The sequence below is a fragment of the Nocardia sp. NPDC055002 genome (assembly GCF_053608825.1).
The window spans coordinates 1-25,991 of the sequence record NZ_JBSGWE010000018.1 but is presented as its reverse complement, the minus strand read 5'-3'; the positions used below and the strand labels follow the sequence as shown (position 1 = coordinate 25,991).

General features: G+C 68.9%; 12 protein-coding genes. 7 read left to right on the top strand and 5 right to left on the bottom strand.

The window, feature by feature from the left end:
* Positions 1-135: 135 nt before the first annotated feature.
* The 3 genes from ACWF99_RS33665 to ACWF99_RS33655 are packed head-to-tail and all read left to right on the top strand — an operon-like array spanning position 136 to position 3,652.
* Positions 136-885 carry a DUF1989 domain-containing protein gene (locus ACWF99_RS33665; protein WP_452538368.1) on the top strand — a complete coding sequence of 250 codons (750 nt, stop codon included), beginning with the start codon at positions 136-138 and terminating at the stop codon, positions 883-885.
* Complete coding sequence (locus tag ACWF99_RS33660; RefSeq protein ID WP_452538367.1) at positions 882-1,496, top strand: urea amidolyase associated protein UAAP2; 615 nt, start codon at positions 882-884, stop codon at positions 1,494-1,496. The genes ACWF99_RS33665 and ACWF99_RS33660 overlap by 4 nt, the downstream gene beginning before the upstream one ends.
* Positions 1,493-3,652 carry a 5-oxoprolinase/urea amidolyase family protein gene (locus tag ACWF99_RS33655; RefSeq protein ID WP_452538366.1) on the top strand — a complete coding sequence of 720 codons (2,160 nt, stop codon included), beginning with the start codon at positions 1,493-1,495 and terminating at the stop codon, positions 3,650-3,652. The genes ACWF99_RS33660 and ACWF99_RS33655 overlap by 4 nt, the downstream gene beginning before the upstream one ends.
* A gap of 6 nt (positions 3,653-3,658) precedes the next feature.
* Here the strand turns inward: ACWF99_RS33655 and ACWF99_RS33650 are convergent, their stop codons facing one another.
* The gene (locus ACWF99_RS33650; RefSeq protein ID WP_452538365.1) at positions 3,659-4,654 is read right to left on the bottom strand and encodes an NAD(P)-dependent alcohol dehydrogenase; all 996 of its coding nucleotides are present in this window, start codon (positions 4,652-4,654) and stop codon (positions 3,659-3,661) included.
* Positions 4,655-4,744: 90 nt separating this feature from the next.
* Here ACWF99_RS33650 and ACWF99_RS33645 point away from each other — a divergent pair, with 90 nt between their 5' ends.
* A complete protein-coding gene (locus ACWF99_RS33645; protein WP_378634448.1) occupies positions 4,745-5,386 on the top strand; it encodes a TetR/AcrR family transcriptional regulator C-terminal domain-containing protein in 642 nt (213 codons plus the stop codon).
* Positions 5,387-5,399: 13 nt separating this feature from the next.
* Here ACWF99_RS33645 and ACWF99_RS33640 read toward each other — a convergent pair whose 3' ends face one another.
* Positions 5,400-5,579, bottom strand: coding sequence for a hypothetical protein (locus ACWF99_RS33640; protein WP_378664067.1), 180 nt, complete (start codon positions 5,577-5,579; stop codon positions 5,400-5,402).
* A gap of 356 nt (positions 5,580-5,935) precedes the next feature.
* On the opposite strand from ACWF99_RS33640, the gene ACWF99_RS33635 reads away from it, so the two are divergent.
* Genes ACWF99_RS33635 through ACWF99_RS33625 form a run of 3 tightly spaced genes read left to right on the top strand, consistent with a single transcriptional unit; the run spans position 5,936 to position 9,854 of the window.
* Positions 5,936-8,068 (top strand): MMPL family transporter, encoded by a 2,133-nt coding sequence (locus ACWF99_RS33635; protein ID WP_452538364.1) that lies wholly within the window; start codon positions 5,936-5,938, stop codon positions 8,066-8,068.
* Between the two features lie 5 nt (positions 8,069-8,073).
* Positions 8,074-9,222 carry a sensor histidine kinase gene (locus ACWF99_RS33630; protein ID WP_452538363.1) on the top strand — a complete coding sequence of 383 codons (1,149 nt, stop codon included), beginning with the start codon at positions 8,074-8,076 and terminating at the stop codon, positions 9,220-9,222.
* A complete protein-coding gene (locus ACWF99_RS33625; RefSeq protein ID WP_452538362.1) occupies positions 9,219-9,854 on the top strand; it encodes a response regulator in 636 nt (211 codons plus the stop codon). Before ACWF99_RS33630 ends, ACWF99_RS33625 begins: the two co-directional genes overlap by 4 nt.
* 17 nt (positions 9,855-9,871) lie before the next feature.
* Here the strand turns inward: ACWF99_RS33625 and ACWF99_RS33620 are convergent, their stop codons facing one another.
* The 3 genes from ACWF99_RS33620 to ACWF99_RS33610 form a co-directional block, all read right to left on the bottom strand.
* Positions 9,872-11,044, bottom strand: coding sequence for an ATP-grasp domain-containing protein (locus ACWF99_RS33620; protein WP_452538361.1), 1,173 nt, complete (start codon positions 11,042-11,044; stop codon positions 9,872-9,874).
* A gap of 21 nt (positions 11,045-11,065) precedes the next feature.
* Positions 11,066-11,233 carry a hypothetical protein gene (locus ACWF99_RS33615; RefSeq protein ID WP_378990843.1) on the bottom strand — a complete coding sequence of 56 codons (168 nt, stop codon included), beginning with the start codon at positions 11,231-11,233 and terminating at the stop codon, positions 11,066-11,068.
* A 100-nt stretch (positions 11,234-11,333) separates the two neighbouring features.
* A partial coding sequence (locus ACWF99_RS33610) for an amino acid adenylation domain-containing protein (RefSeq protein ID WP_452538360.1) occupies positions 11,334-25,991 on the bottom strand: 14,658 nt, incomplete at its 5' end.

Below are 25,991 nucleotides of genomic sequence, written 5' to 3'. Positions count from 1 at the left end.
GGCGACGAAGGAGCAAGCCCCGGTGCCTGACCGGCGGCCCCTCAGGGCCGCGGACACGCGCGCGCCAGCGCGCCAAAAACACAGCGTCAAACCGTCCTGGGACTACCGAACCCAGGTCATCCCAGGAGGTCAACGATGACAAACACCCACTCCACCACCGGCGCCCGCGCCCACGCACGCGCCCAAGCCGCAGCAGCGACCATCACCACCCCCGACACACCCCCTGACATAGATCCCACAAAAATCGTGGCCGCACAACGCATCCCCCCAGGCGGCTACGCGAATATCGTGCTCGGCAGAGGCACCCGAGTGCGCCTCAGCGACCCCACCGGCACCACCTGCGCCCACCTGTTCCTACTCCGGACCGAATCCCCCTGGGAACGGCTGAATGTCGCCGACACCGTGAAAGTGCCGTGGCAGGCCTACCTCAGCGCAGGCCATCCACTGCTCTCCGACCAAGGCCGGGTCCTGGCCACCGTCCTCGCTGACTCCGGCGGCCACCACGACACCCTCTGTGGCCCCACCACCGAGGGCCGCCACCAACTCCACCTGGCAGGTGCCAAACAAGGTCTGGAGCCGCGCGATATCGGCCCCTCGATCGCCGTGTTCCGCGGAGCCGTGGTCGCGGTGGACGGCGCGATCGAGCCCACCGGCAACGGCCCGGCAGGCGCCACCCTCGACCTCATCGTCCACCTCCCCCTGACCCTCCTGGTCGCCAACGCCCCCCACCCCCTCGACGACCGCCCCACCGGCGACCTCGACCTTCTCGCCTGGTCCTCCCCCACGGATCTGGACACCCACAACGACGACCCCGAATACCGCCGGGCCGTGGAGAACACCGAAGCCGCCTGGACGGCCGCACTGAACACGGAGGTTCCGGCATGACCGCCACCCGCACCGTCGTCCTCGACGAGACCGTCCCCGCCCGGGCTCCGTGGTCGGCCATCGTCCGCGCGGGCGACCACCTCGACATCATCGACCTGCACGGCAATCAGGCCGTCGACTGCCTGCTCTACTCCGCCGCCGACCGCACCGACCGCTACAGCGCCCAGGCCACCATCGCCGCCCAGCGCAATATCTTCCTCACCACCGGCAGCATCCTGCGGACCGAAGGCGGCACCCCGCTGATGACGGTGGTCGCCGACGAGGTCGGCAACCACGACACCATCGCGGGCGCCTGCTCCCAGGAATCCAACACGCTGCGCTACGGCCACCACACCCGCCACCAGCACGCGTGCGTGGAGAACTTCCTGACCGCCGCTCTCGAATGGGGTCTGGGCAAACGCGACCTGGTCTCCAACATCAACTGGTTCATGAACGTCCCCGTCGAACCCGACGGCACTCTCGGTATCGTCGACGGCCTGTCCGCGCCCGGCAAGAAGCTCACCCTCCGCGCCGAGATCGACACCCTGGTCCTGGTCTCCAATTGCCCCCAGATCAACAACCCCTGCAACGGTTTCGACCCCACCCCGGTCCGCATGGTGGTGACCCGATGAGCCTCACCGACACCCGCATCGATCCCGCTGCCGACCTGTCCACAACGAACCTCCCCGCACCGAGTGGTGTCACCGACTCGACCACGAGGTCGGCTGTCCTGGACAGTGCGACCGAGCCGACTTCGGACACCCCGGCGGCGCCGTCGCCCACTCGGCGGCGCATCGATGTCGTCCGTCCCGGAATGCAGACCACCGTGCAGGACTGGCCGGGACGAATCGGCTACTGGCACATCGGGGTTCCGCCGTCCGGGCCGATGGACGATCTGTCGTTCCGCCTGGGCAATCGCGTGCTCGGCAACCCAGAAGGCGCGGCCGGGCTGGAGTGCACGCTGGGCGGACCCGCGTTGCGCTTCTCCGAGCCGACGTGGGTGTGTGTGACCGGCGCGGTCGCCGATGTCCGGGTGGACGGCGTCCCGGTCGAGCAGTGGCGGACCGTCGAGGTCCGGGCGGGCGGCGTGCTCGATGTCGGCGCGATCCGCGGACCCGGCATGCGCACCTACATTCTGATCTCGGGCGGGATCGAGGTCGACGAATTCCTTGGCAGCGCGGCCACATTCACGCTCGGCAAGTTCGGCGGCGGGACCGGTGCCGCGTTGCGCGCCGACGATTCGCTCACGCTGGGCGCACCGTCGATCCGCCGCGCCCCCGCTGTTCCGATGTCCGACCAGCCCGCCTTCGCGCATCGTTGGGAACTCGCCGTCACCGAGGGCCCACACGGCGCACCGGAGTTCTTCACCCGCGCCGACTTCGACACCATCATCGGGACCGACTACGAGGTCCACTTCAACTCCGATCGCACGGGCGTGCGCCTCATCGGCCCGAAGCCCGAGTGGGCCCGCACCGACGGGGGCGAAGCGGGCCTGCACCCGTCGAACATCCACGACAACGCGTATACCGTCGGCGCCCTCGACTTCACCGGCGATACCCCGATCCTGCTCGGCCCGGACGGCCCCAGCCTGGGCGGATTCGTCTGCCCGGTCACCGTCGTCGCCGCCGACCGCTGGAAACTGGGCCAGCTCACACCCGGCGACAAGGTCCGCTTCGTCCCCATCCGTTCCGAACACGCCGCCCCCGCAGCGGAACTCGGCGCTCGTCGACGCGCTTGCTTCGGCACCGTCCTTTCGGCCGGTCGTGACGGCGACGACGGCATCCTGCGCCGTACCGAAGTCGACGACGAGACCGGCGTGACCTACCGCCGCCAAGGCGACGACGGCGTGCTGGTCGAATACGGCACGCTCACACTGGATCTCGGCCTTCGTGCCCGCGTCCACGCCCTGCACCAGCACCTCATCGCGATCGGGCTGCGTGGCGTCATCGAGCTCACCCCGGGGATTCGCTCACTCCAGATCAGGGTCGATCCCGCCGTCCTGCCGATCCCCCGTCTGCTCGACCTCCTCGCCGAAGCCGAGGCGCAGCTGCCGAATTCCGATCAGCTGGTCGTCCCGAGCCGCACGGTCCACCTCCCGCTGTCCTGGGACGACCCCTCCACCAGGGAAGCGATCACGCGCTACATGCACGGCGTGCGCGCCGACGCCCCCTGGTGCCCGTGGAACATCGAGTTCATCCGCCGGATGAACGGCCTCCCGTCCGTCGAGGATGTCTACAAGACGGTCTTCGACGCCGAATACCTGGTCCTCGGCTTGGGCGATGTCTACCTCGGCGCCCCCGTGGCCACCCCGACCGACCCCCGCCACCGCCTCGTCACCACCAAATACAACCCGGCCCGCACCTGGACCCCGGAGAACGCGGTCGGCATCGGCGGCGCCTACCTCTGCATCTACGGCATGGAAGGCCCGGGCGGCTACCAATTCGTCGGGCGCACCACTCAGGTCTGGAACCACCGGGCCCGCCCGGCCGGCACGGCGGGCCCCGGCGTCGACCGCTTCGCCACCGACCCCGAAACCCCCTGGCTTCTGCGCTATTTCGATCGCATCCGCTGGCACCCGGTCGAGGCGGACGAACTACTGGACCTTCGCGCGGATTTCGCGGCGGGCAAGGTCGACATCACCACCGAGAACGGCGACTTCCGCCTGGCCGACTACCGGAAGTTCCTGGCGGAGAACGCCGACTCCATCACCGACTTCCGCGCCCTCCAAGCCGAGGCCTTCGCCGAGGAGCGCCAATCCTGGCGCACCGCAGGAGAACTCACCGACTGAGCTGGGTCAGGCAATGAGAACGGTCTTCCCCGACGCGTGCCCTTGCTCGAACGCGGCGATGGCAAGGGGCGTGTCGGACAAGGGGAACCGCCGCTCGATCACCGGCCGCAACGTTCCGGAGACAGCCAATTCGGCCAGGTATTCCAGGTCGGCGGCGGCGGGTCGCATGAGCAGTGCCTTCAGGGTCTGTCGCGCGAACAGATCGGCGAGTACCACCTGACCCAGCCATCGGATCGGGCCGAACCAATCGTTGCCCGGCGCGGCGGCGGAGGAGATGAACACACCGTCCACGGCCAGCGCGCGACGGATTTCGCGTAGTTCACGGTTGCCGGCGAGGTCGAAGATCACGTCGTAAGGCACGTCCGTCAGGGTGAAATCGTCAGTGGTGTAATCGATGACGATGTCGGCGCCGATATCGCGCACCATGTCGATGTGCCGGGTGCTGCACACCGCCGTCACGTGCGCGCCGAGCACCTTCGCGATCTGCACCGCGAAACTGCCCACCCCACCGGACGCACCGTTGACGAGCACCCGCTGCCCCGGCCCGACGCTGCCGATGTCGCGCAGCCCCTGCAAAGCCGTCATTCCCGAATCCGGTATCGCCGCGGCGTCTTCCACGCTCAATCCAGCGGGGACCGCGGCGAACGAACCCACGTCCGCGCACACGTACTCGGCGAACCCGCCGCTGGGGACCGCACCGAAAACCTGATCGCCGACCCGGAATTCAGTGACCGAGTCACCCACCGCGACGACCTCGCCCGCCGAGTTCTGCCCGATCATCCGATGCTTGGGCCTGCGCAATCCGAACCCGAGCCGCAGCAGGTACGGCGTTCCGTTGAGCAGGTGCAGGTCACCGCTGCACAGCGAGGCCGCTCGCACCCGGACCACCACATCACGGTCCCCCGGCGTCGGCCTCGGCACGATCTCGGTCCGCAACACCTCGCCGCCGCCGTATCGGGGCGCGATCCAGGCGGTCATCGAAGCGGTATCGACATCGGTCATGAGAATTGCCCCTCAACTCATACTTACAGCGTAAGTCGCTCAGGCGAGACGCTACGCTTACGCCGTAAGTACGTCAAGGAGAGGACACCCATGCCGACGCGCACTCCACTCACCAGGGAACGCGTCCTGCGCGCCGCCATCGACCTCGCCGACCAGCAGGGCCTCGCCGCCCTGTCGATGCGCAACCTCGCCAAGACCGTCGGAGTGGAGGCGATGTCGCTGTACAACCACGTCGCCAACAAGGACGACCTCTACGACGGCATCATCGACCTGGTGGTCGCGGAGATCTACGTCCCGCGAGCGGGCGGCGACTGGCGGGCGGAACTGCGCCGCCGCGCCACCTCTGCCCACGAGGTCCTGCTGAGCCACCGCTGGGCCACCGGCCTGCTCGGCTCCCGCATCAACGTCGGCCCCGCCATGCTGCGCTACATCGATGCCACCCTCGGCTGCCTGATCACCGCGGGCTTCACCTACGAACAGGCCGACCGAGCCTGGAATGCCCTGGACAGCCACATCTACGGCTTCACCGTCCAGGCCGTCAACTTCCCTCTCGCCACCTCCGAATACGCTTCGGCCGCAGAACAATTCCTTCCGCTCATCCCCGCGGCAACCCATCCCTACATGCACGCGCTGGCCGCGCGCGTCATCACCGGAACTCACTCCGGCGAGGCTGATTTCACTTTCGGCCTCGAGCTACTGCTCGAGGGGTTGGCCGGTCTGCTCCCCCGCTGACAACGGCGCGGTGTCAGATACAGATCTCCACGCTACCCAGTGGGAAGCACAACGCCACCGATCCGACTTCCGATGCTGTGGGAGTCGCGGCTTGCGGCGCGGGCACGGCAGCCGAGGCCGCGGGAGCGGCGACAGCGCCGAGAGACAGAACGATGGCAGCCGCGGCGGCCGCCTTGCTGATCTTCGCGGACATGGGGAATCCTTTCCCTCGAGTGAACTCGGTTGGTTGGTTCCTAGCTGCGCGCCTCCTCAGTCTTCGCGGTGACGAGGGCAAACTCCAGGCAAGAAAGCATTACGCCGGACGCGGTGGCGTCGCGGAACTGTCACTGCCGGGATTCGACGGTCACCCGAGACAGGCCCGCACGCCGCGGCAGTCGGCGGTTTTCCCGGCGTGGCGCCGGAAAAACCGAGTGTTACCGCCCGGTGACCTTCGCGCCGGCGCATTCACCGTTCCGGAATGTGGCCAGCGGTTGTCCACCGATCGGTGGACACGAAGTTCGACCGGTCGATGCTGTCTGCGGCACCGGCCACCCGAGCAGCATTGACGACATGCGAAATCGCTTGGTATTGATCGCCGTTGCCAGCGCGCGCCACCCGTGGCGAGCCATTGTCGGCTGGTTCGTCTTCGTCGCGTTATGCGTCGGAATCGGCGCCGGAATCGGCGGTAAACCCGCGGCCACCGAGGACTTCTGGATCGGCGAGGCGGGCCGCGGTGAGGCGATCGCGACCTCGGGTGGGTTGCAGCAGGTGCCGATGGAACGGGTGCTGATCACCGGCGCAGGAGCGGCCGCGCACAACGCCGCTCGCGACATCACCGACCGAATGCTGACACTGCCCGAGGTCAGATCCGTTGCTGCCCCGGTGTATTCACCGGACGAGACGGTGCTGCGCGTCGACGTGACCATGGCGGGTGCGGAACTCGATGCCAAGAAGCACGTGGCCGCCCTTCGCGAGCAAACCGATCAGGTACAGCGGGCATACCCGGACCTACGGGTCGAGCAGACCGGCGGTCCCTCCATCAGCAGCGGTGTCGAAGCCTTGCGCGGGCGCGATCTGGCGAGAACCGAGATGATCGCGCTGCCGATCACCCTGCTCACCCTGCTCGTCGTGTTCCGTTCGGCGGCAATGGCTCTGGTGCCGTTGCTGCTGGCGATATCGTCGATCGTCGCGGCGATCGGCCTGTCACTGCCCGCCTCGCACCTGTTTCCCGACAACGGTGTCGGCACCAACATCATCCTGCTGATCGGGATGGCGGTCGGCGTCGACTACACCCTGTTCTATCTGAAACGGGCGCGCGAGGAGCGGGCCCGCGCGGGCAGCTCGCTCAGTTCACGGGCGCTGGTGGAACTGGCCGCGGCGACCTCCGGGCGCGCGGTGGTGGTTTCCGGTATCGCCGTCGCGGTCTCGAGCGCGACGATGTATCTGGCCGACGACGTGGTCTTCTCCTCGATCGCGACCGCCGCGATTCTGGTCACCCTGGTGGCGGTGGCCAGCTCGCTCACCGCACTGCCGGCCCTGCTGACAGTGCTGACCGATCGAGCCGAGCGCCGTGCGGCCCGCAAGCCCCCGGCACCGAAGCGAGAGAGCACCGGCCGACTCACCGGTTCCCTGCTGCGACTGACCGCGGCACGACCGGTAAGCGCACTGACCGTCGCGGTGCTGGCCATGCTCACGCTCACCGTGCCACTACTCGGCCTCGACCTCACCGACATGGGCCGCGAGACCCATCCACGCTCCATCCCCGCCATGCAAACGTTCGATCGGCTCACCACCGCGTTCCCTCAGCTGAAGTCGATGCACCAGGTCGTGGTGGCGGCCGAGCCGCGGCGAGCCGACGAGGTCACCGACGCGCTGCGCGCGCTGGCCCGACGAGCCGAGTCCGATCCCGCCCTCGCGGGCGAAACCGAACTGCGCACCTCCCCCGACGGCCGGGTCAGCCTGCTGGAACTGCCGGTCCAGCACCACGTCAGCGACGATGCGGCCCAACAGTCCCTCGATCGCCTGCGCACGGACTACCTGCCGGCGACCGTCGGCACCCTCTCCGGCGTGGACTACGCGGTGACCGGTGATGTCGCTCGCTATGCCGACTACCCGCGCCACCAGGAACAGAACCTGCCCCTGATCATCGCGACGTTGCTGCTGGTGACGTTCGTCCTGACCGTCGTGACGTTCCGCTCCGTGGTCCTCGGATCGGTCGGTGTCGTGCTGAACCTGCTCTCGGCGGGCGCATCGCTCGGCCTGTTGACCGCGGTCTTCCAGAACACCTGGGCCGAGGGCCTGCTCGACTTCCATTCGACCGGCTCGATCGGCTCCCGAGTCCCCCTGCTGCTGTTCGTGATCCTGTTCGGACTGTCGATGGACTACCAGATTTTCGTGCTCAGCCGCATCAGCGAGCTCGCGCGCGCCGGCCTGCCGACCCGCCAGGCCGTACTGGACGGCGTCGGCGGTTCGGCGAGCGCGGTGACCAGTGCCGCGTTCGTCATGGTCACAGTGTTCGCGAGCTTCGTTCCGCTGCACATCATGGAGATGAAACAGATGGGCTTCGCCCTCGCGGCGGCGGTCCTGCTCGACGCGTTCGTGATCCGGATCGTGATCCTGCCCGCGATGTTGCTGCTGCTGGGTGATCGCACCTGGTGGCCCATCCGCCCCGCCCGCACCGCCGAGCCGGTGAACGTAGGCTGAGCGGAATGGAGGACAGGCCGACCCGGATGCGGATTCTGCGCCGGTGGTATGCCGGATGCTGGGTGCTGTTCGGCCTCGGCCCGCCGGTGATCGCGGTCCACGATCGCGCCGATATGACGAAGTACTCGACGTGGATCCTGGTCACGGCGCTGGCCGCGAGTTACGTGGCGCTGACGACCTTTCCGCGCAACCGCGTCATCGGCACCACCAGCTTTCTGTGCCTGCTGGTCACCGTCCTCGGTGTGACAGCGATCTTGCTCGAGGGCGGTGCGGCATTCTTCATCGTCTCCATTCCGCTGTTCTGGATCTACACTCCGACACCGCGCCGCGCGGTCGGTTACCTCAGCGCGGCGGCGGTGGCCACCCTCATCGGGAATCTCACCGGGCCGATCTTCTCCCCCGGCAATGCCACCTTCACCCTGCTCGGCTACGCGGGCGGCGTCCTGCTCGGGCTGTGGATGGACCAGGTGATCAGGCAGGGCGCGGAACGCACCCGCGCCCTCGGCGCCGAGCTGGAACGCACCCAATCGGATCTGGCCGCCGCCCACCAGCGGCAGGGCGCGGCCGAGGAACGCGAACGGATCGCCCGCGAAATCCACGACACGCTCGCCCAGGGCTTCGCGTCCATCGTCGTGCTGGCCGAGGCGGCCCGCGACGGCATCGGCACCGATCCGGCGGCCACCGCCAAACAGCTGTTGTCGATCGAGCGCACCGCCCGCGAGAATCTGACCGAGGCAAGGGTTCTGGTCGGCGGAAGTCCCGCGGACAGCACCGGGATCGCCCAGACGCTGCGCCGGGTCCTCGATCGATTCGTCGAGGACACCGGGCTGACCGTGCACGCCGAACTGGCGGACATCGTGTGCGACCAACCCACCAGAATCGGCCTGCTGCGCTGCACGCAGGAGTCACTGGCCAACGTGAGCAAACACGCGAAGGCGAGCACTGTGGGCGTGGTTCTCTCCGACACCGACGCCGGACCGGAGCTCGAGATCACCGATGACGGAATCGGTTTCGCCCCGCACGAGGCTCGTGGATTCGGCCTGAACGGGATGCGCAACCGGCTGGCCGAACTCGGTGGCGAATTCGCCGTCACCAGCTCGCCCGGCGAGGGCACCAGGATCTTCGCCCTTCTCCCCGCGACCGGACCGACGTGACCGAGCCCCTGCGCCTGATCCTCGCCGACGATCACCTCGTGATGCGGGCGGGCCTCGTCGCGCTGTTGCAGGCCGAACCGTCCATCCGGATCGTCGGCGAAGCGTCCGACGGCGCGGAAGCCATCGATCTCGCCGAACGCCTGTCCCCGGATGTAGCGCTGCTCGATCTACGAATGCCGGTTCTGGACGGCGTCGCCGCGACCCGGGACATCGTGCGCCGCACCGGAACCCGAGTCCTGATCCTCACCACCTACGACACTGATGCCGACATCGAACGCGCCATCGAAGCGGGCGCCATCGGCTACCTCCTCAAGGACACCACACGCGATCAACTCGTCGACGCGATCCACGCCGCCGCCCGCGGCCGGACCGTCCTGGCGCCCCGCGTCGCCGAACGCCTGGTCGCCCGCATCCGCCGTCCAGAGCCGGTCACCCTGACCCCGCGAGAAATCGATGTCCTGCGCGCGGTCGCCGACGGCCTGTCCAACCCCGAGATCGGCCGGCGCCTCGTCATCGCCGAAGCCACCGTCAAAACCCATCTACTCCGCATCTTCGCCAAACTCGATGTCAGCGACCGCACTCACGCCGTCATCGTCGCGATGAACCGGGGCCTGTTCACCACCGGCGAGTGATCGAATCCGGCAGCCGATCAGCCGGGTACCAGGTCCGCGCTTCTGCGCACGGCACCGGCGAACTGACCGTCCGATTGCGGCGCGACCTCCATGACCGCTTCCGCCACGGCGAGACAGGCACCGAGCCGCGGCGGTCGGCGCAATCCCGAATCCCCTTGCAGCAGGAGCCGAACCGCGGCCCATGGGAGGTTCACGTCGGCGAACGACGTGTGGAACAAGCCGGCCGAGGGCCGGGGATTCGCCTCGAGCAATACCGGTTCGCCACCGCGATAACGCAATTGAACATTCGTCAGGTACGCCAGTTCGAAATGCCGCAGGAGCCGACGTGCGATGTCGACCAGCGCGGGATCGTCGAGCAAGATCCGGAAGCGACCGTGCTTGGCCCGCGGAATACCCATCAGCAGTTCGCCTCCCGGAGCGGAGAGGCAGTCGATGCTGATCTCCGGTCCTTCGAGGAACGGCATCACGAGCAGCGGCGGCACCGCTTCGCCCTCTTCCGCCGCCCGGCGCATCGCCCCCGCGACCGCCTCGACCGAGGCCACCGGCCGGGGCGCGACCCGCAGGTTCGCCATCGTCAGCGGGCGGTCGTCGAGGATGCGGAAGCCGAACGCCGAGTACTCACCGCTGGGCTTGATACACAGGGTCTCCCCGGTGAGCGAGAGCTCGTCGACGGCCGCGTAGAACTCATCGACGTCGGCAGCCTCGCGCCACGGCGGCACGGGAATTCCCGCGGCACCGGCTATCTCGTAGGTGAGAACCTTGCTGGTCAGCGCCGTCACCGCGGACAGCGGCGAACACATCAGACTGGTACCGACCGCGGCGAAGTCGGCCACCCGGCCCGCGAGCGCGTCGAGACGGCGCGGCGGGATGAGCACATCGATGCGATGCGTCCGACAGAAATCGAGCGCGAACTGCGCATACTCCTCGTTGCTGACATACCGAGGTTCGATCGCCGACACATCACACGCCGAGAGAGCTGCCGCACTCGGATCCACATTGCTGGCGAAAACAGTGACCTCGACCCCATCAGGGTTCTCCCGTAGCAACCGCATGACCTGAACGCTGGCCGCACCCGCACTGCTCAGCCAAATCCGAAGCGTTATGGCAACCGCTCCCTTCCTTTTTCCCGAAGCGAACCCGGACCTTATCCCGGTTCTGCTTCGAGCACATTTCGGAAAGAAGGACCCCACGTCACATCGGGGGGAACTACATCACAGGCCGTACTTACGGACGAATTCCTCGGTGAGGTCGATCGCGGGGAGTCCGAGATCGGTGGCTTGGGTGTTGGCGGGGGTTTCTTCGATCCACTCCGCGGGAGCGGGCGGAAGCTGTCGCCACTGCGCTCGTGGATCGGTCTGGTCGTCGTGCTGATCGGTCATCGGCCCTCCCCTTGTTCCTGCTACCCAAGATAGGGCCGAAAGGGCCGCCCCGCCAGGACCACTCGCCTACCGAGCGCTTCGGCAGGCGAGTAGCCGCGGACTATTCGGCGACGATCACCGTCACTTCGCCCTCGGCCGCGTCGGTCGGATCGCCTGCCACGACGAACCAGTGCGTGACTTCGCCTTCTGTCAGGTCGTCTTCGACCGAGGCGTCGGGCAGGACCGACAGGGCGCCCGCGGTGGACGAGGCCAGGAATTCCTGGATGGCGGCCGGGCCGGAGGCGTGGGTGGTGTAGGTGGTGCATTCGTAGTCGATGCCGTGTTCGTCGCGGAGGGTTTCGGCGAGGGCGACCGCGGCGCTCTGGGTGAGTGTCGAGGTGGTGTCACCGGAGACCTGGACGAAGGCCGGGTGGTCCTCGGCCAGGGGACGGACCCGGTCGGCGTAGGAGACGGGATGGGCCGCGGCGGCGGCGATCTCGTCTTCGACGTCGGCCAGGATCAGCCACTGACCCGCCACCCCGGCGACCGGCGCAGCGCTGATCCCGAAAAGAGCTCCGGCGGCGGCGATTTCGACGCCGGAGAGTTCGCCGGCGAACAGCACCGCGGCACCCGCCTTCTGGACCGCCCAGGCGGCGAGGACCGAATCGACGCTGCGCGGCAGCGAGATCGCGACCACGTCGCCGGGACCCGCACCGCGCGCGATGAGCACCCGGGCCAGCTGGGAGGACTTGCGATCCAGTGCGCTGTAGGCGATTTCGCTGTCACCGCGCAGCAACGCCGGAGCCTGCGGATCGGCTTCGACGACCTCGGCGAGCACCTTGGCCACCGTCTGCGCACCGACACCGGAAACAGCCGGAGCCGAAACAGCGGCTGTCACACCGGAATCGGCGAGCAGCTGTGCGCGTTCGCTCGCATCGAGGATGTCGATGTCGCCGACCAGACCGGACGGGTTGTCGAGCAGCTCGTCGAGCACCCGCAGCAGGCGCTGCGACAGCGTGCGGACCTCGTCGGCGGTGAAGGTGCTGGTCAGGTACTTCATCGTGATCTCGATGGTCGACTCGGCCATCACCACCAGCGTGAGCGGGTAGTGGGTCGCGTCGTCGAGGCCGACACCGGTGACCTGCATGCCGTCGATCGAGCTCGCCGCGGTGACGGCGTCCTTGTCCATCGGGTAGGACTCGAACACCACCAGCGTGTCGAACTGCGAGCCCATGCCCGCCACCCGCTGGATGTCGGACAGACCGACGAAGTGGTGGCTGAGCAGCTCGGCCTGCTCGGACTGCACCCGCTGGGCGAGCTTCTCCGCGGTCATCCGATCGTCGATCTGGATGCGCACGGGCAGGGTGTTGATGAACAGGCCGACCATCGACTCGACGCCGGGCAGTTCCGCCGGGCGACCCGAGACGGTCGCGCCGAACACTACGTCGTCGCGCCCGGTGAGACGACCGACGACGATGCCCCACGCGGTCTGCAGCATCGTGTTCACGGTGACACCGAGCTCGCCGGCGAACTTGCCGAGCGCCCTGGTGCGGTCGTTGTCGATCTCGACGATGACCTTGCCGAGCTCGTAGCGTTCCTCGGTGCGCGGCGCGGGCGCGAGCTGGGTGGGGCCTTCGACCCCGGCCAGCGCGTCGGCCCACACCTGCAGCGACACTTCGCGATCCCAGCCCGAGAGCCAGGACAGGAAGTTGCGGTAGGACGCCACGCGCGGGAGCGCGGTGAGGTCACCGTGCACCGCGTAGAGCACGAGCAGGTCGCGCATGAGCAGCGGCATGGACCAGCCGTCGACCAGGATGTGGTGAACGGTGATCGCCAGGTGCGAATGCTCCTCGTCGATCTTGTAGAGACCGAAGCGGATCAGCGGCGCGGTGGCCATGTCGAACTGGTTCGCCTGGTCGGCTCGCAGCAGGTGCCGCATGCGCGGCATCCGCTCGTCTGCGGGCAGGTCGGTGAGGTCGACCTCGCGCCACGGCACCTCGAGCTCGGACAGCACCACCTGCACCGGCTGACCGGCCGAATCGGTGACGAACGCGGTCCGCAGGTTCGGGTACCGGTCGAGCACGGCCTGGGCCGCGCCACGCAGCCGCTCGACGTCGAGGGTGCCGGTGAGGTCGAGGACGGCCTGCACGGTGTAGACGTCGACGGTCGCCGAGCTGAGCATGGCGTGGAACATCAGGCCCGCCTGCAGCGGCGAGAGCGGCCACACCTCCGACAGCGCCGGGTAGTCGCGCTCCCACAGCTCGAGATCGGACTGGCCGACCCGGACCAGGGACATGTCGGACGGGGTGAAGCCACCCGCGTCGACACGCTGGGCGTGCGTGGCGAGCGCGGTGACCGCGGCCACGAACAGGTCGGCGAACTGCTGCGCCTGGTCGGCGGTGAGCAGGCCCTTCGGGAACGCGATGTTCGCGCCGAGCTGCGGGCCCTCGTCGCCGTCGTTGACGATGGCGTTGATGTCCAGGGTCGCGTTGGCGGGCATGTCGAGGTCCATCTCGGCGTCGAGCTGGCCCAGATCCGCCACCGGCACCCAGCCGAGTTCGGCGAGCTCGGCGGGGATCTCACCGGCGGTCGCGCGACCGAGGTAGTTGAAGCTGATCTGGCCCACGCTCGGCAGGTCGGCACCGTCGAGGTACTTCAGCATGCCGAAGCCGATGCCCTTGTCCGGCACCGCGAGCATCTGCTCCTTGACCGACTTGATGACGTCACCGAGCACGGCGCCACCGGCGAACGCGTCGTCGAGGTCGGCACCGCCCAGGTCCAAGCGGACCGGGAAGGCGGTGGTGAACCAGCCGACGGTGCGCGACAGATCCGCACCGGCGACGATCTCTTCCTGGCGGCCGTGACCTTCCAGCTTGATCAGGGCCGCGGTGCCGGATTCGTCTCCACGCCAACGGGATACCGCCAGCGCCAGCGCGGTGAGCAGGCCGTCGTTGACGCCACCGTGGTATAGGCCGGGGATCGCGGTGAGGACCGCGTCGGTGACCTCGGGCGACAGGGTGACCTGTACCCGGTCGACGGTGGCGAAGGTGTCGACCTGCGGGTCGAACGCCCGCGCGCCCAGCTGCGGATCGGCGGTGGCCGAAACCTCGCGCCAGAACGGCAGTTCCGCGCGACGATCGGTCGACTGCTCGACCAGGCTGTGCGCCCAGCGACGCATCGAGGTGCCGTTGACCGGCAGCGTCACCTGCTGGCCCGCCGCGATCTGTCCCCAGGCCATGCCGAGGTCCGGGATCAGGATGCGCCAGGAGACGCCGTCGATCACGAAGTGGTGGCCGACGATGAGCAGGGCGTCGCGCCGGCGCGGACCCTCGGTGGGCTCACCGAAGGTGAACCACACGAACTGCACCATGGCGGCGTTCGCGGGGTCGAGACGGCCCATGGCCTCGTCGTATTCGACGCTGGCCAGCTTGGACAGCTGATCGTCGGCGATGTCACCGGCGACCTCGACCCGGCGCACGAGCGTGGTCACGTCGACCTCGCCCGGCGCCAGAGCCTCGAAGATCCACCCGTTCGCGGCATCCTTCGCGACCCGCGAACGCAGCACATCGTGGTGGTCGAAGACCGCGCCGATGGTGGCGTGCAGGACATCGGCGGTGATGTTCTCGGGCAGACGCAGCACCATCGACTGGGAGAACCGGTCGTAGGTGGAACCGCTGGCCAGGATCTGGCGCATGATCGGCAGCATCGGGATATCGCCGACACCGCCGCCCGGCAGTTCCTCGAGCACGATCTGTTCGGCGTCGCCCGCGAGCACGGCGACCTCGGCAAGCCCCGCCACGCTGCGCTTGTCGAACACATCACGCGGCTTGAAGAGCACGCCGCGATCCTTGGCACGCGAGACCAGCTGGATGGACAGGATCGAGTCGCCGCCGAGGGCGAAGAACGAATCGTCCAGGCCCACGGCGTCCACACCGAGCACCTCGGCGAAGACGGTAGCGATGATCGCCTCGATTTCACTGGTCGGCGTGCGGAACTCGCGCGGGGCGAGGACCGGCTCCGGCAGTGCGCGCCGGTCCAGCTTGCCCGCGGGGGTCAGCGGGATCTCGTCGAGGACCATCACGGCGGCCGGCACCATGTGCGCGGGCAGGTGCTGCGCCGCGTACTCGACCAGGGCGGCCGGGTCCACGTTGCCGCGGACGTAGGACACCAGGATGGTGGCGCCCGCGTCGGTCTTGCGGCCGATGGTGGCGGCGAACTCGACGTCGTCGTGCGCGGTGAGGACCGCGTCGATCTCGCCCAGTTCGATGCGGAAGCCACGGATCTTCACCTGGAAGTCGTTGCGGCCCACGTATTCCACGACCGGCTTGCCGTGGACGGTGCGCCAGGCGACGACGTCACCGGTGCGGTAGAGGCGCTCGCCTGCTGTGTACGGGCTGGCCACGAAACGCTCGGCGGTGAGGCCGTGGCGCGCGTGGTAGCCGCGGGCCAGCGGGACGCCGCCGAGGTACAGCTCACCGGCCACGCCCTCGGGGACCGGGCGCAAGCGGCTGTCGAGCACGTACACGGTCGCGCCCGCGATCGGGCCACCGATGTTCATGGTGTCGCCCGGCAGCAGCGGATCGGACAGGTTGGTGGCGATGGTCGCCTCGGTCGGACCGTAGGCGTTGTAGAACCGGTGCAGCGCCGGGTCGGTACCCGCGCTGTGCCAGTTCGCGACCAGGTCGACGGGGGCCTTGTCGCCACCGACGATCAGCGCTTCGAGCCCGGCCAGGGCCGCGGGTTCCATCGACGCCGCGACCAGTGGGGTGAGGAACACATGCGTCAGCTGCTGGCCGGCGATGATGTCGGCCAGTTCCTCGCCGCCGACCACACCGACCGGTGTGATGACGAGGGTGCCCGCCGAGCCGACGGCCAGGAGGAACTCGAGGATCGAGGCGTCGAACGACGGTGACGCGAACGCCAGGGTCCGCGCGTTCTTGTCGAGACCGAACTGCGCGACCTGGGCGGCGGCGAAGTTGGGCACACCGGCATGGGTGACGACGACGCCCTTGGGCAGACCCGTCGAACCCGAGGTGTAGATCATGTAGGCCGTGTTGCCGGGGCGGACCGCGCCACGGCGATCGGCCTCGGTGATCGGGGCCTCGGACTGCGCGGCGATCTCGGACTCGGTGGCCGCGTCGTCGAGGGTCAGCCAGCCGCCCAGCGCGGGCGCCGGCAGGTGGTCGGCCTCGGCGGTCACCGTGATACCCAGTGCCGCACCGGAGTCCGACATCATGTGCGCGATGCGCTCGGCCGGGTACTTCGGGTCGACCGGGAGGAACGCCGCGCCGGTCTTGCTGACAGCCCAGATCGCCAGGGTCGTGTCGAGCGAACGCTGCATGGCGATGGCGACGACCGTTTCCGGTGCCGCACCACGCTCGATCAGCACGCGAGCCAGGCGCGAGGACGCCGCGTCGAGCTCGGCGTAGGTCAGCGAGGCCGACTCATCCGGCGCGACGATGGCCTGACCGGTCGGGTTGGTCGCCACGGCCTGGGCCAGCAGCTCCGGCAGGGTGCTCACCGCAGCGGCGGGACCGCCGGTGCGGGTGAGCAGTTCGGTGCGCTCGGCGCTGTCGAGGAGTTCGAGGTCACCGACCGGGGTGGTGGTGTCGGCGACGACCTCGGCGAGCAGTCGCTGGAAGCGCTGCGCGAACTTCTCCACCGTCGACTGGTCGAACAGCGCACTGGCGTAGGAGAACTCGGCGTAGGCGCCCTCGTCATCACCAGCTGCGGCTTCCCGCACGGTGAGCAGCAGGTCGAACTTGGCGGTGTCGACGTCGAAGTCGACGGCCGAGACCGACAGGCCGGGCAGCTCGAAGCCGGCATCGGGCAGGTTCTCGAACGACAGCGCCACCTGGAACAGCGGGTGCCGCGCGGTGGAGCGCTCGGGGTTGAGCAGTTCCACCAGGCGTTCGAACGGGATGTCGGCGTGGGCGAAGGCTGCCAGGTCGGCTTCCTTGGCCTGGGTCAGCAGCTCCGCGAAGGTGAGCTGTCCGCCGACCTGGGTACGCAGGGCGAGGGTGTTGACGAACATGCCGATCACGTCGTCGAGTTCGGCCTCACCACGGCCCGCGATCGGGGTGCCGATGACGATGTCCTCGGTGCCCGACATGCGTGCCAGGAATACCGCCAGCGCGGTGTGCACGACCATGAACAGCGTCGCGTTCTGCTCGCGAGCGATGGCGGACAGTCCGGCGTGGATGTCAGCGCCGATCGGGAACAGCACCCGGCCACCGGCGAAGGACTGCGTGCTCGGACGCGGTCGATCCAGGGGCAGGTTCAGCTCGTCGGGCACACCGGCGAGTGCGCGCTTCCAGTAGTCGGCCTGCTGGGCGATGAGACTGGTCTCGTCGGTCTCGGAGCCGAGCACCTCGCGCTGCCAGATGCTGAAGTCGGCGTACTGCACCGGCATCGGCGCCCAGCCCGGGGCCTCACCGGTGGCGCGCGCGGCGTAGGCGATCATCACGTCGCGGGTCAGCGGGCCCATGGACCAACCGTCGGCGCTGATGTGGTGGGCCACGAAGACGAGGACGAATTCCTCGTCGGCGACCTGCATGAGCTTCGCACGCAACGGAACTTCGTCGATCACGTCGAAACCGGTGGTGATCAGCTCGGCGATCTTGTCGCGAACCTGTTCGGGGGCAACGGTTTCCGGCGTCAGATCCGGCACATTGCCCTCGACCGGCAGGATCACCTGGTGCGGTGTGCCGTCGGTCGACGGGTACACCGTGCGCAGGGTCTCGTGCCGCGCGAGCACATCGGCGACTGCCAGCTGCAATGCCTCGACATCCAGCGCGCCCGACAGGCGGACGGCGACGGGGATGTTGTTCACCGAAGAGGCAGTGTCGAACTGGTTCAGGAACCACATGCGCTGCTGTGCGAGCGACAGCGGCACCTGATCCGGGCGCGGACCGGCGACCAGCGCGCGACGCCCACCGGCACCCGCACCCTGCTCGACCTTCACCGCGAGTCCGGCCACCGTCGACGCCTCGAACAGCAGGCGCACGGGCACCCGGCTGTCCAGGGCGGCGCCGAGGCGGGCCGCGACCTGGGTGGCCAGCAGCGAGTTGCCGCCGAGGGCGAAGAAGTCGTCGTCGGCGCCGACGCGCTCGGCGCCGAGAACATCGGCGAACACGCCGGCCACGATCTCCTCGATCGGGGTCGACGGCGCGCGGAAGGTCTGCGCCTCGAACTCCGGCTCCGGCAGCGCCTTGCGGTCGAGCTTGCCGTTCACATTGAGCGGCAGCGCGTCCAGCACCACGAACGCGGCGGGCACCATGTACGACGGCAGTCCGGCCGACAGCGTCGACTTGACCTGTGCCACATCGATATCCGCGCCGACCAGGTAGGCGACCAGACGGTCACCGGTGCGCGGATCGGACTTGGCGATCACCGCGGTCTGGGCGATCTCGGGCAGCGCGAGCAGCGCGGCCTCGATCTCGCCGAGCTCGATCCGGAAGCCGCGGATCTTCACCTGGAAGTCGGTGCGGCCGCGGTAGTCGAGTTCGCGGTTGTGCCAGGCCACCAGGTCACCGGTGCGGTACATGCGAGTACCCGGCGTGAACGGGTTGGCCACGAAACGATCGGCGGTCAGGTCGGGGCGACCGTAGTAGCCGCGAGCCAACTGGGCGCCTGCCAGGTACAGCTCACCGGCGACCCCGTCGGGCACCGGGCGCAGGCGCTCGTCGAGCACGTAGACCTGGCTGTTCCACTCGGGCGAACCGATAGAGACCGACACCTGGTCGGCGGCGTTCACCCGGTGCGAGGTGATCGAGACCGCGGCCTCGGTCGGGCCGTACAGGTTGAACAGCTCGGTGCGGCTGAACTCGGTGCGGAAGCGCTGGGCCAGCGAACCCGGCAGCGCCTCACCGATGGCGAGGACCCGCCACAGCGAATCGGGCATTCCCGAGGCGAGCAGCGCGTCGAGCATCGACGGCACCACATGCAGGGTGGTGACCCATTCGCGGGCCATCAGCTCGTTGAGGTAGGCCGGGTCGCGATGGCCGTCGGCCGAGGCGATCACCAGGCGGCCACCGCAGACCGCGGCCGACCAGAACTCCCAGACCGAGAGGTCGAAGGTGGCGGCGGTCTTGAGCAGCACCGCGTCGGCGGCGTCCATGCCGAACTCGATCAGCTTCCACTGCAGCTGGTTGGCGATGGACTGGTGAGGAACGGCGACACCCTTCGGGCGGCCGGTGGAACCGGAGGTGAAGATCACGTACGCGGTGTTCTCCGGACGCAACGGCTCGGTGCGCTCGGCATCGGAAATCGGTGCTGCGCTGAGAGATTCGAGGTCGAGCTCATCGATGCGAACCACCGGCGCGACATCCGTGGCGAACTCGGCGTCGGTCAGCACGCAGACCGGTGCCGCCGTCTCGAGGATGTAGTCGGTGCGCTCGGCCGCCTGATCGGGATCGACCGGCACGTACGCGCCACCGGACTTGGCCACCGCGTACATCGCGACAACCAGGTCCACCGAGCGGCGCATCGCCAGCGCGACACGGGACTCCGGGCCCACACCGAGCGAGATCAGGTGCCGCGCGAGGCGGTTCACCTTCGCGTCGAGTTCGGCGTAGGTGAGCTGTGCGCCGTCGTCGGTGACCAGCGCGGTCGACTTCGGATCGGCGGCCACGGTCGCGTCGAGCAGCGAGACCAGGGTGGCCTCGGTGTCGACCGAGTAGGTGGTGGCGTTGCGGGCGTCGAGGATCTGCGTGCGTTCGGCCGGGGCCAGCAGCTCGATATCGCCGACCGCGGTACGCGGGGTGGCGACGATCGCGCCGAGCAGCCGGACGAAACGCTCCACGAAACCTTCGACCGTGGCGTGGTCGAACAGGTCGGTGGCGTAGGTGAACAGACCCGAGATGCCTTCGGGCTCACCGGCATCGCCGTAGCGGTCGGTGGCGATCAGGTGCAGATCGAACTGCGACAGCTCGGTGGCGATGTCGAGGCCCGAGACCGTCAGGCCCGGCAGTTCCAGGGTGGCGCGGCTGAGGTTCTGGAACGACAGGCCGACCTGGAACAGCGGGTGACGCGCGGTGGACCGCACCGGGTTCAGCACCTCGACCAGGCGCTCGAACGGCACGTCGGCGTTGGCGAACGCCGCGATGTCGTCTTCACGCTGGCGGGCGAGCAGTTCGGTGAACGCCTCGCCGCCGTCGACCTTGGTGCGGAACACCAGGGTGTTGACGAACATGCCGATCATGTCGTCGAGCGCAGCTTCGCCACGTCCGGCCATCGGGGTGCCGATGGCGATGTCGTCGGTGCCGGACAGGCGGGCCAGCAGCACCGCGAGAGCGGTGTGCACGACCATGAACAGCGTCGCGCCCTCGGCACGAGCCAGTTCGACCAGCGCGCGGTGGGTGTCGGCGTCGATCTGGACGTCGACCTTGCTGCCGGCGAAGGTCTGCACCGCGGGGCGCGGGCGGTCGGCGGGCAGGTCGAGCTGATCGGGCAGGTCGGCGAGGGCCTGCTTCCAGTGCGCGACCTGCTTGGACGCCATCGAATCGGCGTCGTCCTCGCTGCCGAGGAGGTCGCGCTGCCAGATGCTGTAGTCCGCGTACTGCACGGCCAGCGGGGCCCAGCCGGGCTCGGAGCCCATCGAACGGGCCGCGTAGGCGGTCATCAGGTCGCGGGTCAGCGGGGCGACCGAGGATCCGTCACCGGAGATGTGGTGCACGACCAGAGCCAGGACGAACTCGTCGGTGTTCTCGACGCGGAACAGCGCCACCTTGAGGGGGACCTCGACGGTGACGTCGAACATCGTCGACATCAGTTCCGCCACAGCCGTTTCCACCTGGTCGGCGGCGACGGTGCGTTCGATCAGTTCCGGCGCGGCCTGTGCGGGCGACAGGATCACCTGTGCCGCACCGGCTTCGGTCTGCGGGTAGATCGTGCGCAGGATCTCGTGGCGGGTCACCAGGTCGGTGACCGCCGCACGCAGCGCGTTCACGTCGAGGTCGCCGGTGAGGCGGACCGCGACGGGCACGTTGTACGCGGCCGACTGGGTGTCGAAGCGGTTGAGGAACCACATCCGCTGCTGCGCGAGCGAGAGCGGGATGTGCTCGGGGCGTGGACCCGCGGTCAGTGCCTTGCGATCGCCGGTCTCGGCGTGCTGCTCGACCCGCTGGGCCAGCGCGGCCACCGTGGACGCCTCGAACAACAGACGCACGGGAATGCGGGTGTCGAGCGCCGCGCCGAGGCGGGCGGCGACCTGCGTGGCCAGCAGCGAGTTACCGCCCCAGGCGAAGAAGTCGTCGTCGAGTCCGAACCGCTTGGCTGAGCCGGATGCAGCCGCTCCCGAGGGCCCTGCGTGGTCACGCTTCGCTACCGCCTCCGGGCCCGCCGGTCGCGGCTGGACGTCGAGGCGAAGGACCTCGGCGAAGGTCGCGGCCACGAGCTGTTCGCTCGGGCTCACCGGCGCGCGGAACACGGCCTTCTCGACCTCGGGCTCCGGGAGAGCCTTGCGGTCGAGCTTGCCGTTGGCGTTGAGCGGCAGCGCGTCGAGCTGCAGGAACACGGTCGGAACCATATACGACGGCAGTTCGGCGGCCAGCGCTGTGCGCAGGGCGAGCTTGTCGACCTCGGCGGACGACAGGGACGGCGTGCCTGCCCCGGTCTCGGCGTCAGCGAAAGCGGTACCGGCGACGACATAGGCGACCAGGCGGTCGCCGACGACGGGGTCGGTATGGGCCAGCACGGCGGCGGAGGTGATGCCGGGCTGACGCAGCAGCGCGGCTTCGATCTCGCCGAGTTCGATGCGGAAACCGCGGATCTTCACCTGGAAGTCGGTGCGGCCGCGGTAGTCCAGTTCACCGTCGGCGTTCCAGGCGACGAGGTCACCGGTGCGGTACATGCGCTCGCCGAGCGCGGAGAACGGGTCGGCGACGAAGCGGTCGGCGGTGAGGTCGGCGCGGCCGTAGTAGCCGCGGGCCAGCTGGGCGCCGGCCAGGTACAGCTCACCGGACACACCGACCGGAACCGGGCGCAGGCGCGAATCCAGCACGTAGACACGGCTGTTCCACTCCGGCGCACCGATCGAGACCGACACCTTGTCCGCGTCGGTGACCGCGTGGCTGGTGATCGAGACCGCGGCCTCGGTCGGGCCGTACAGGTTGAACAGCGCGGCGGTGTTGGCCGTGCGGAAACGCTGCGCGGTCGCGGCGGGCAGTGCCTCACCGATGGCGAGGACGCGACGCAACGTACCCGGTAGTGCCGCACCGGATTCGGTGAGCAAGGCGTCGAGCATCGACGGCACCACGTGCAGTGTGGTGACGCCGGTGGCCCGCATCAGGTCGTTGAGGTAGGCCGGGTCACGGTGGCCGTCGGCGGTGGCGACCACCAGACGGGCACCCGAGACGGCGGCGGTCCAGAATTCCCAGACCGAGAGGTCGAAGGTGGCGGCGGTCTTGAGCAGGACCGCGTCGTCGGCGCCGATACCGAATTCGGCCGTCTCCCACAGCAGCTGGTTGACGATCGCGCCGTGCGAGACCGCGACACCCTTGGGCTTGCCGGTCGAGCCGGACGTGAAGATGACGTACGCGGTGTTCGCGGGGACCAGGGTGCGCCCGGTGATCGCGGCATCGCTGACATCGCTCAGGTCGAGGTCATCGAGGACCACGACTTCGGCTGCCGCCGTGCCGAATTCGGCGTTCGCCGTCGTCAGTACGACTGCCGGTGCGGCTGTCTCCAGGATGTAGTCGGTGCGCTCGGCAGGCTGATCCGGGTCGATCGGCACGTAGGCCGCGCCCGTGCGGGCCACCGCGTACATCGCGATGATCAGCTCGGCGGAGCGGCGGATGGCCAGCGCGACCCGGTCCTCGGTGCCGATGCCGCGCGAGATCAGGTGCCGCGCAAGACGGTTGACCTCGGCATCGAGTTCGGCGTAGGTCAGCTCACGACGCCGGTCGGCTTCATCCACGACCAGCGCGATGGCGTCGGGCGTGGCCGCCACGGTCGCATCGAGCAGCGACACCAGGGTGGCGTCGGTGTCGACGGTGTGCGCGGTGTCGTTCCAGGCGGTGACGATCCGCTCGGATTCCGGCGTGGTGAGCAGGTCGATGTCGCCGACCGGGATGGTGGCGTCGGCGGCGACCGCGTCGAGCACCAGCAGGAAGCGGTCCGCGAAGCTCTGGACCGTCGACTCGTCGAACAGGTCGATGGCGTAACCGAATTCGGTGACCAGCTGCGCCGGTGCGCCGTCGTCGGTGTAGCGGTCGTAGAGGGTGACGTGCAGGTCGGTCTTGGCCAGCTGCGAGTCGTAGTCGACGGCGCTGACGGTCAGGCCGGGCAGTTCGAAGGTGGTGTCGGCCAGGTTCTGGAACGACAGGCCCACCTGGAACAGCGGGTTGCGGGCGGTGGAGCGGACCGGGTTGAGCACCTCGACGAGACGCTCGAAGGGCACGTCGGCGTTGGCGAAGGCTTCCAGGTCGCGGTTGCGCACATCGGCGAGCAGTTCGGCGAAGGAGGCGCCGGGGTCGACGGCGGTGCGGAACACCAGGGTGTTGACGAACATGCCGATCAGGTCGTCGAGTTCGCGCTCACCACGGCCGGCGATGGGGGTGCCGACGGCGATGTCGTCGGTGCCGGACAGGCGGGCCAGCAGCACCGCGAGCGCGGCGTGCACGACCATGAACAGCGAGGCGTTGTTGGCCCGTGCCAGGTCGTGCAGGGCGGCGTGACGGGTCGGGTCGATCTCGAAGCGGATGGCCTGGCCCTGGAACGACTGCGCGGGCGGGCGCGGCCGGTCGGCGGGCAGTTCGAGCTGGTCGGGCAGCCCGGCGAGCGCTTCGCTCCAGTAGGCGACCTGCTTGGCGGCGAGGGATTCGGGATCGGTCTCGTCGCCGAGGACTTCGCGCTGCCACAGGGCGTAGTCGGCGTACTGCACGGGCAGCGGCGCCCACTGCGGCGCCTCACCCTGCACGCGGGCCACGTAGGCGGCCATGATGTCGCGCGCCAGCGGGCCCATCGAGGAACCGTCGGCGGAGACGTGGTGCACGGTGAACGCGAGAACGTGGTCGGTCTCGTTCAGTTCGAACAGCGCGACCTTGAGCGGCACCTCCTGGGTGACGTCGAAGGTGGTCATCGCGAATTCGATGACGCTGCCGAGCAATTCGGCCTCGGTGACCGCGATGTGGTGCACCACGGCGCGGCTCTGCGAGACGGGCAGGATCACCTGGTGGGGGCCGTCCGGCGAGCCCGGGTAGGTGGTGCGCAGCATTTCGTGGCGGGCGAACACGTCGCCGATGGCCTGCTCGAGCGCGGGCACGTCGAGTTCGCCGGTGAGGCGGACGGCCAGGGGGATGTTGTCGACCGCGGAGGTGGACGTGTCGAACTGGTTGAGGAACCAGTAGCGCTGCTGGGCGGGCGAGAGCGGGATGACGGCGGGCCGCTCCCCCGCGGTCAGGCGTGGACGGGTGCGGCCGGAGCCCGCGTTGTGCTCGGCGCGGGCGGCCAGCGCGGAGACCGTCGAGGCCTCGAACAGGTCGCGCACCGAGAGCTGGGTGTCCAGGGCCGCACCGATGCGGGCGGTGACCTGGGTGGCCAGCAGCGAGTTGCCGCCGAGTTCGAAGAAGTCGTCGTCGGCGCCGACGCGGGTGACGCCGAGCACGTCGCCGAACGTGCCTGCCACGATCTCCTCGATCGGGGTGGACGCCGCACGGAACACCTTGGCCTCGAACACCGGCGCGGGCAGTGCCTTGCGGTCGAGCTTGCCGGAGGCGTTGAGCGGGAAGGCGTCCAGGATCACGAAGGCGGTGGGGACCATGTAGGCCGGCAGCGCGCCGCCGAGCTCGGTGCGCACGGCGTCGAGGTCGATGCTCGCACCGGCCGCCGGGATCAGGTAGCCGACCAGCTGGTCGCCGAGGCGCTCGTCGGAGCGGACCACGACCACGGACTGGGCGATCGAGGGCAGTGCGGTGAGCGCGGACTCGATCTCGCCGAGTTCGATGCGCAGACCACGCAGCTTCACCTGGAAGTCGGTGCGGCCCAGGTATTCCAGCTCGCCGTCGGCGGTCCAGGCGACGAGGTCGCCGGTGCGGTACATGCGGGCGCCGTCCGCGCCGAACGGATCGGCGACGAAGCGGTCGGCGGTGAGGTCGGGGCGGTTGACGTAACCGCGCGCCAGCTGGACACCGGCCAGGTAGAGCTCGCCGGGGACGCCGGCGGGCGCGGGGTGCAGACGCGAATCCAGCACGTACACCTGGGTGTTGAAGACCGGCGCGCCGATCGGCACCGAGGTGGTGTCGGCATCGGTGACCTCGTGGAACGTCACGTCGACGGCGGCTTCGGTGGGGCCGTACAGGTTGTGCAGGGCCGCGCCGGTGAGGGCGCGCATCCGCTGGGCGGTGGGCGCGGGCAGCGCCTCACCCGAGGCGAACACCAGTCGCAGGCTGCTCGAGACCTCGGCACCGTCGGCGAGCGCCACGGCGGCGGATTCGGCCAGTTCGGCGACGAAGACCGACATCATCGACGGCACGAAGTGCGCGGTGGTGACGCCTTCGGTGGCGATGATCTCGGCGAGGTAAGCCGGATCGCGGTGACCATCGGGCTTCGCGACAACGAGTCGCGCGCCGATCTGCAAGGGCCAGAAGAACTCCCACACCGACACGTCGAACGTCGCCGGAGTCTTCTGCAAGACCACATCGGCCTCGGTCAGGCCGTAGGCCTCCTGCATCCACACCAAACGATTGACGATCGCACCATGGCTGACCGCCACACCCTTCGGACGACCCGTCGAACCCGACGTGAAGATCACATACGCCGTGTTCTCCGGACGCAGCGG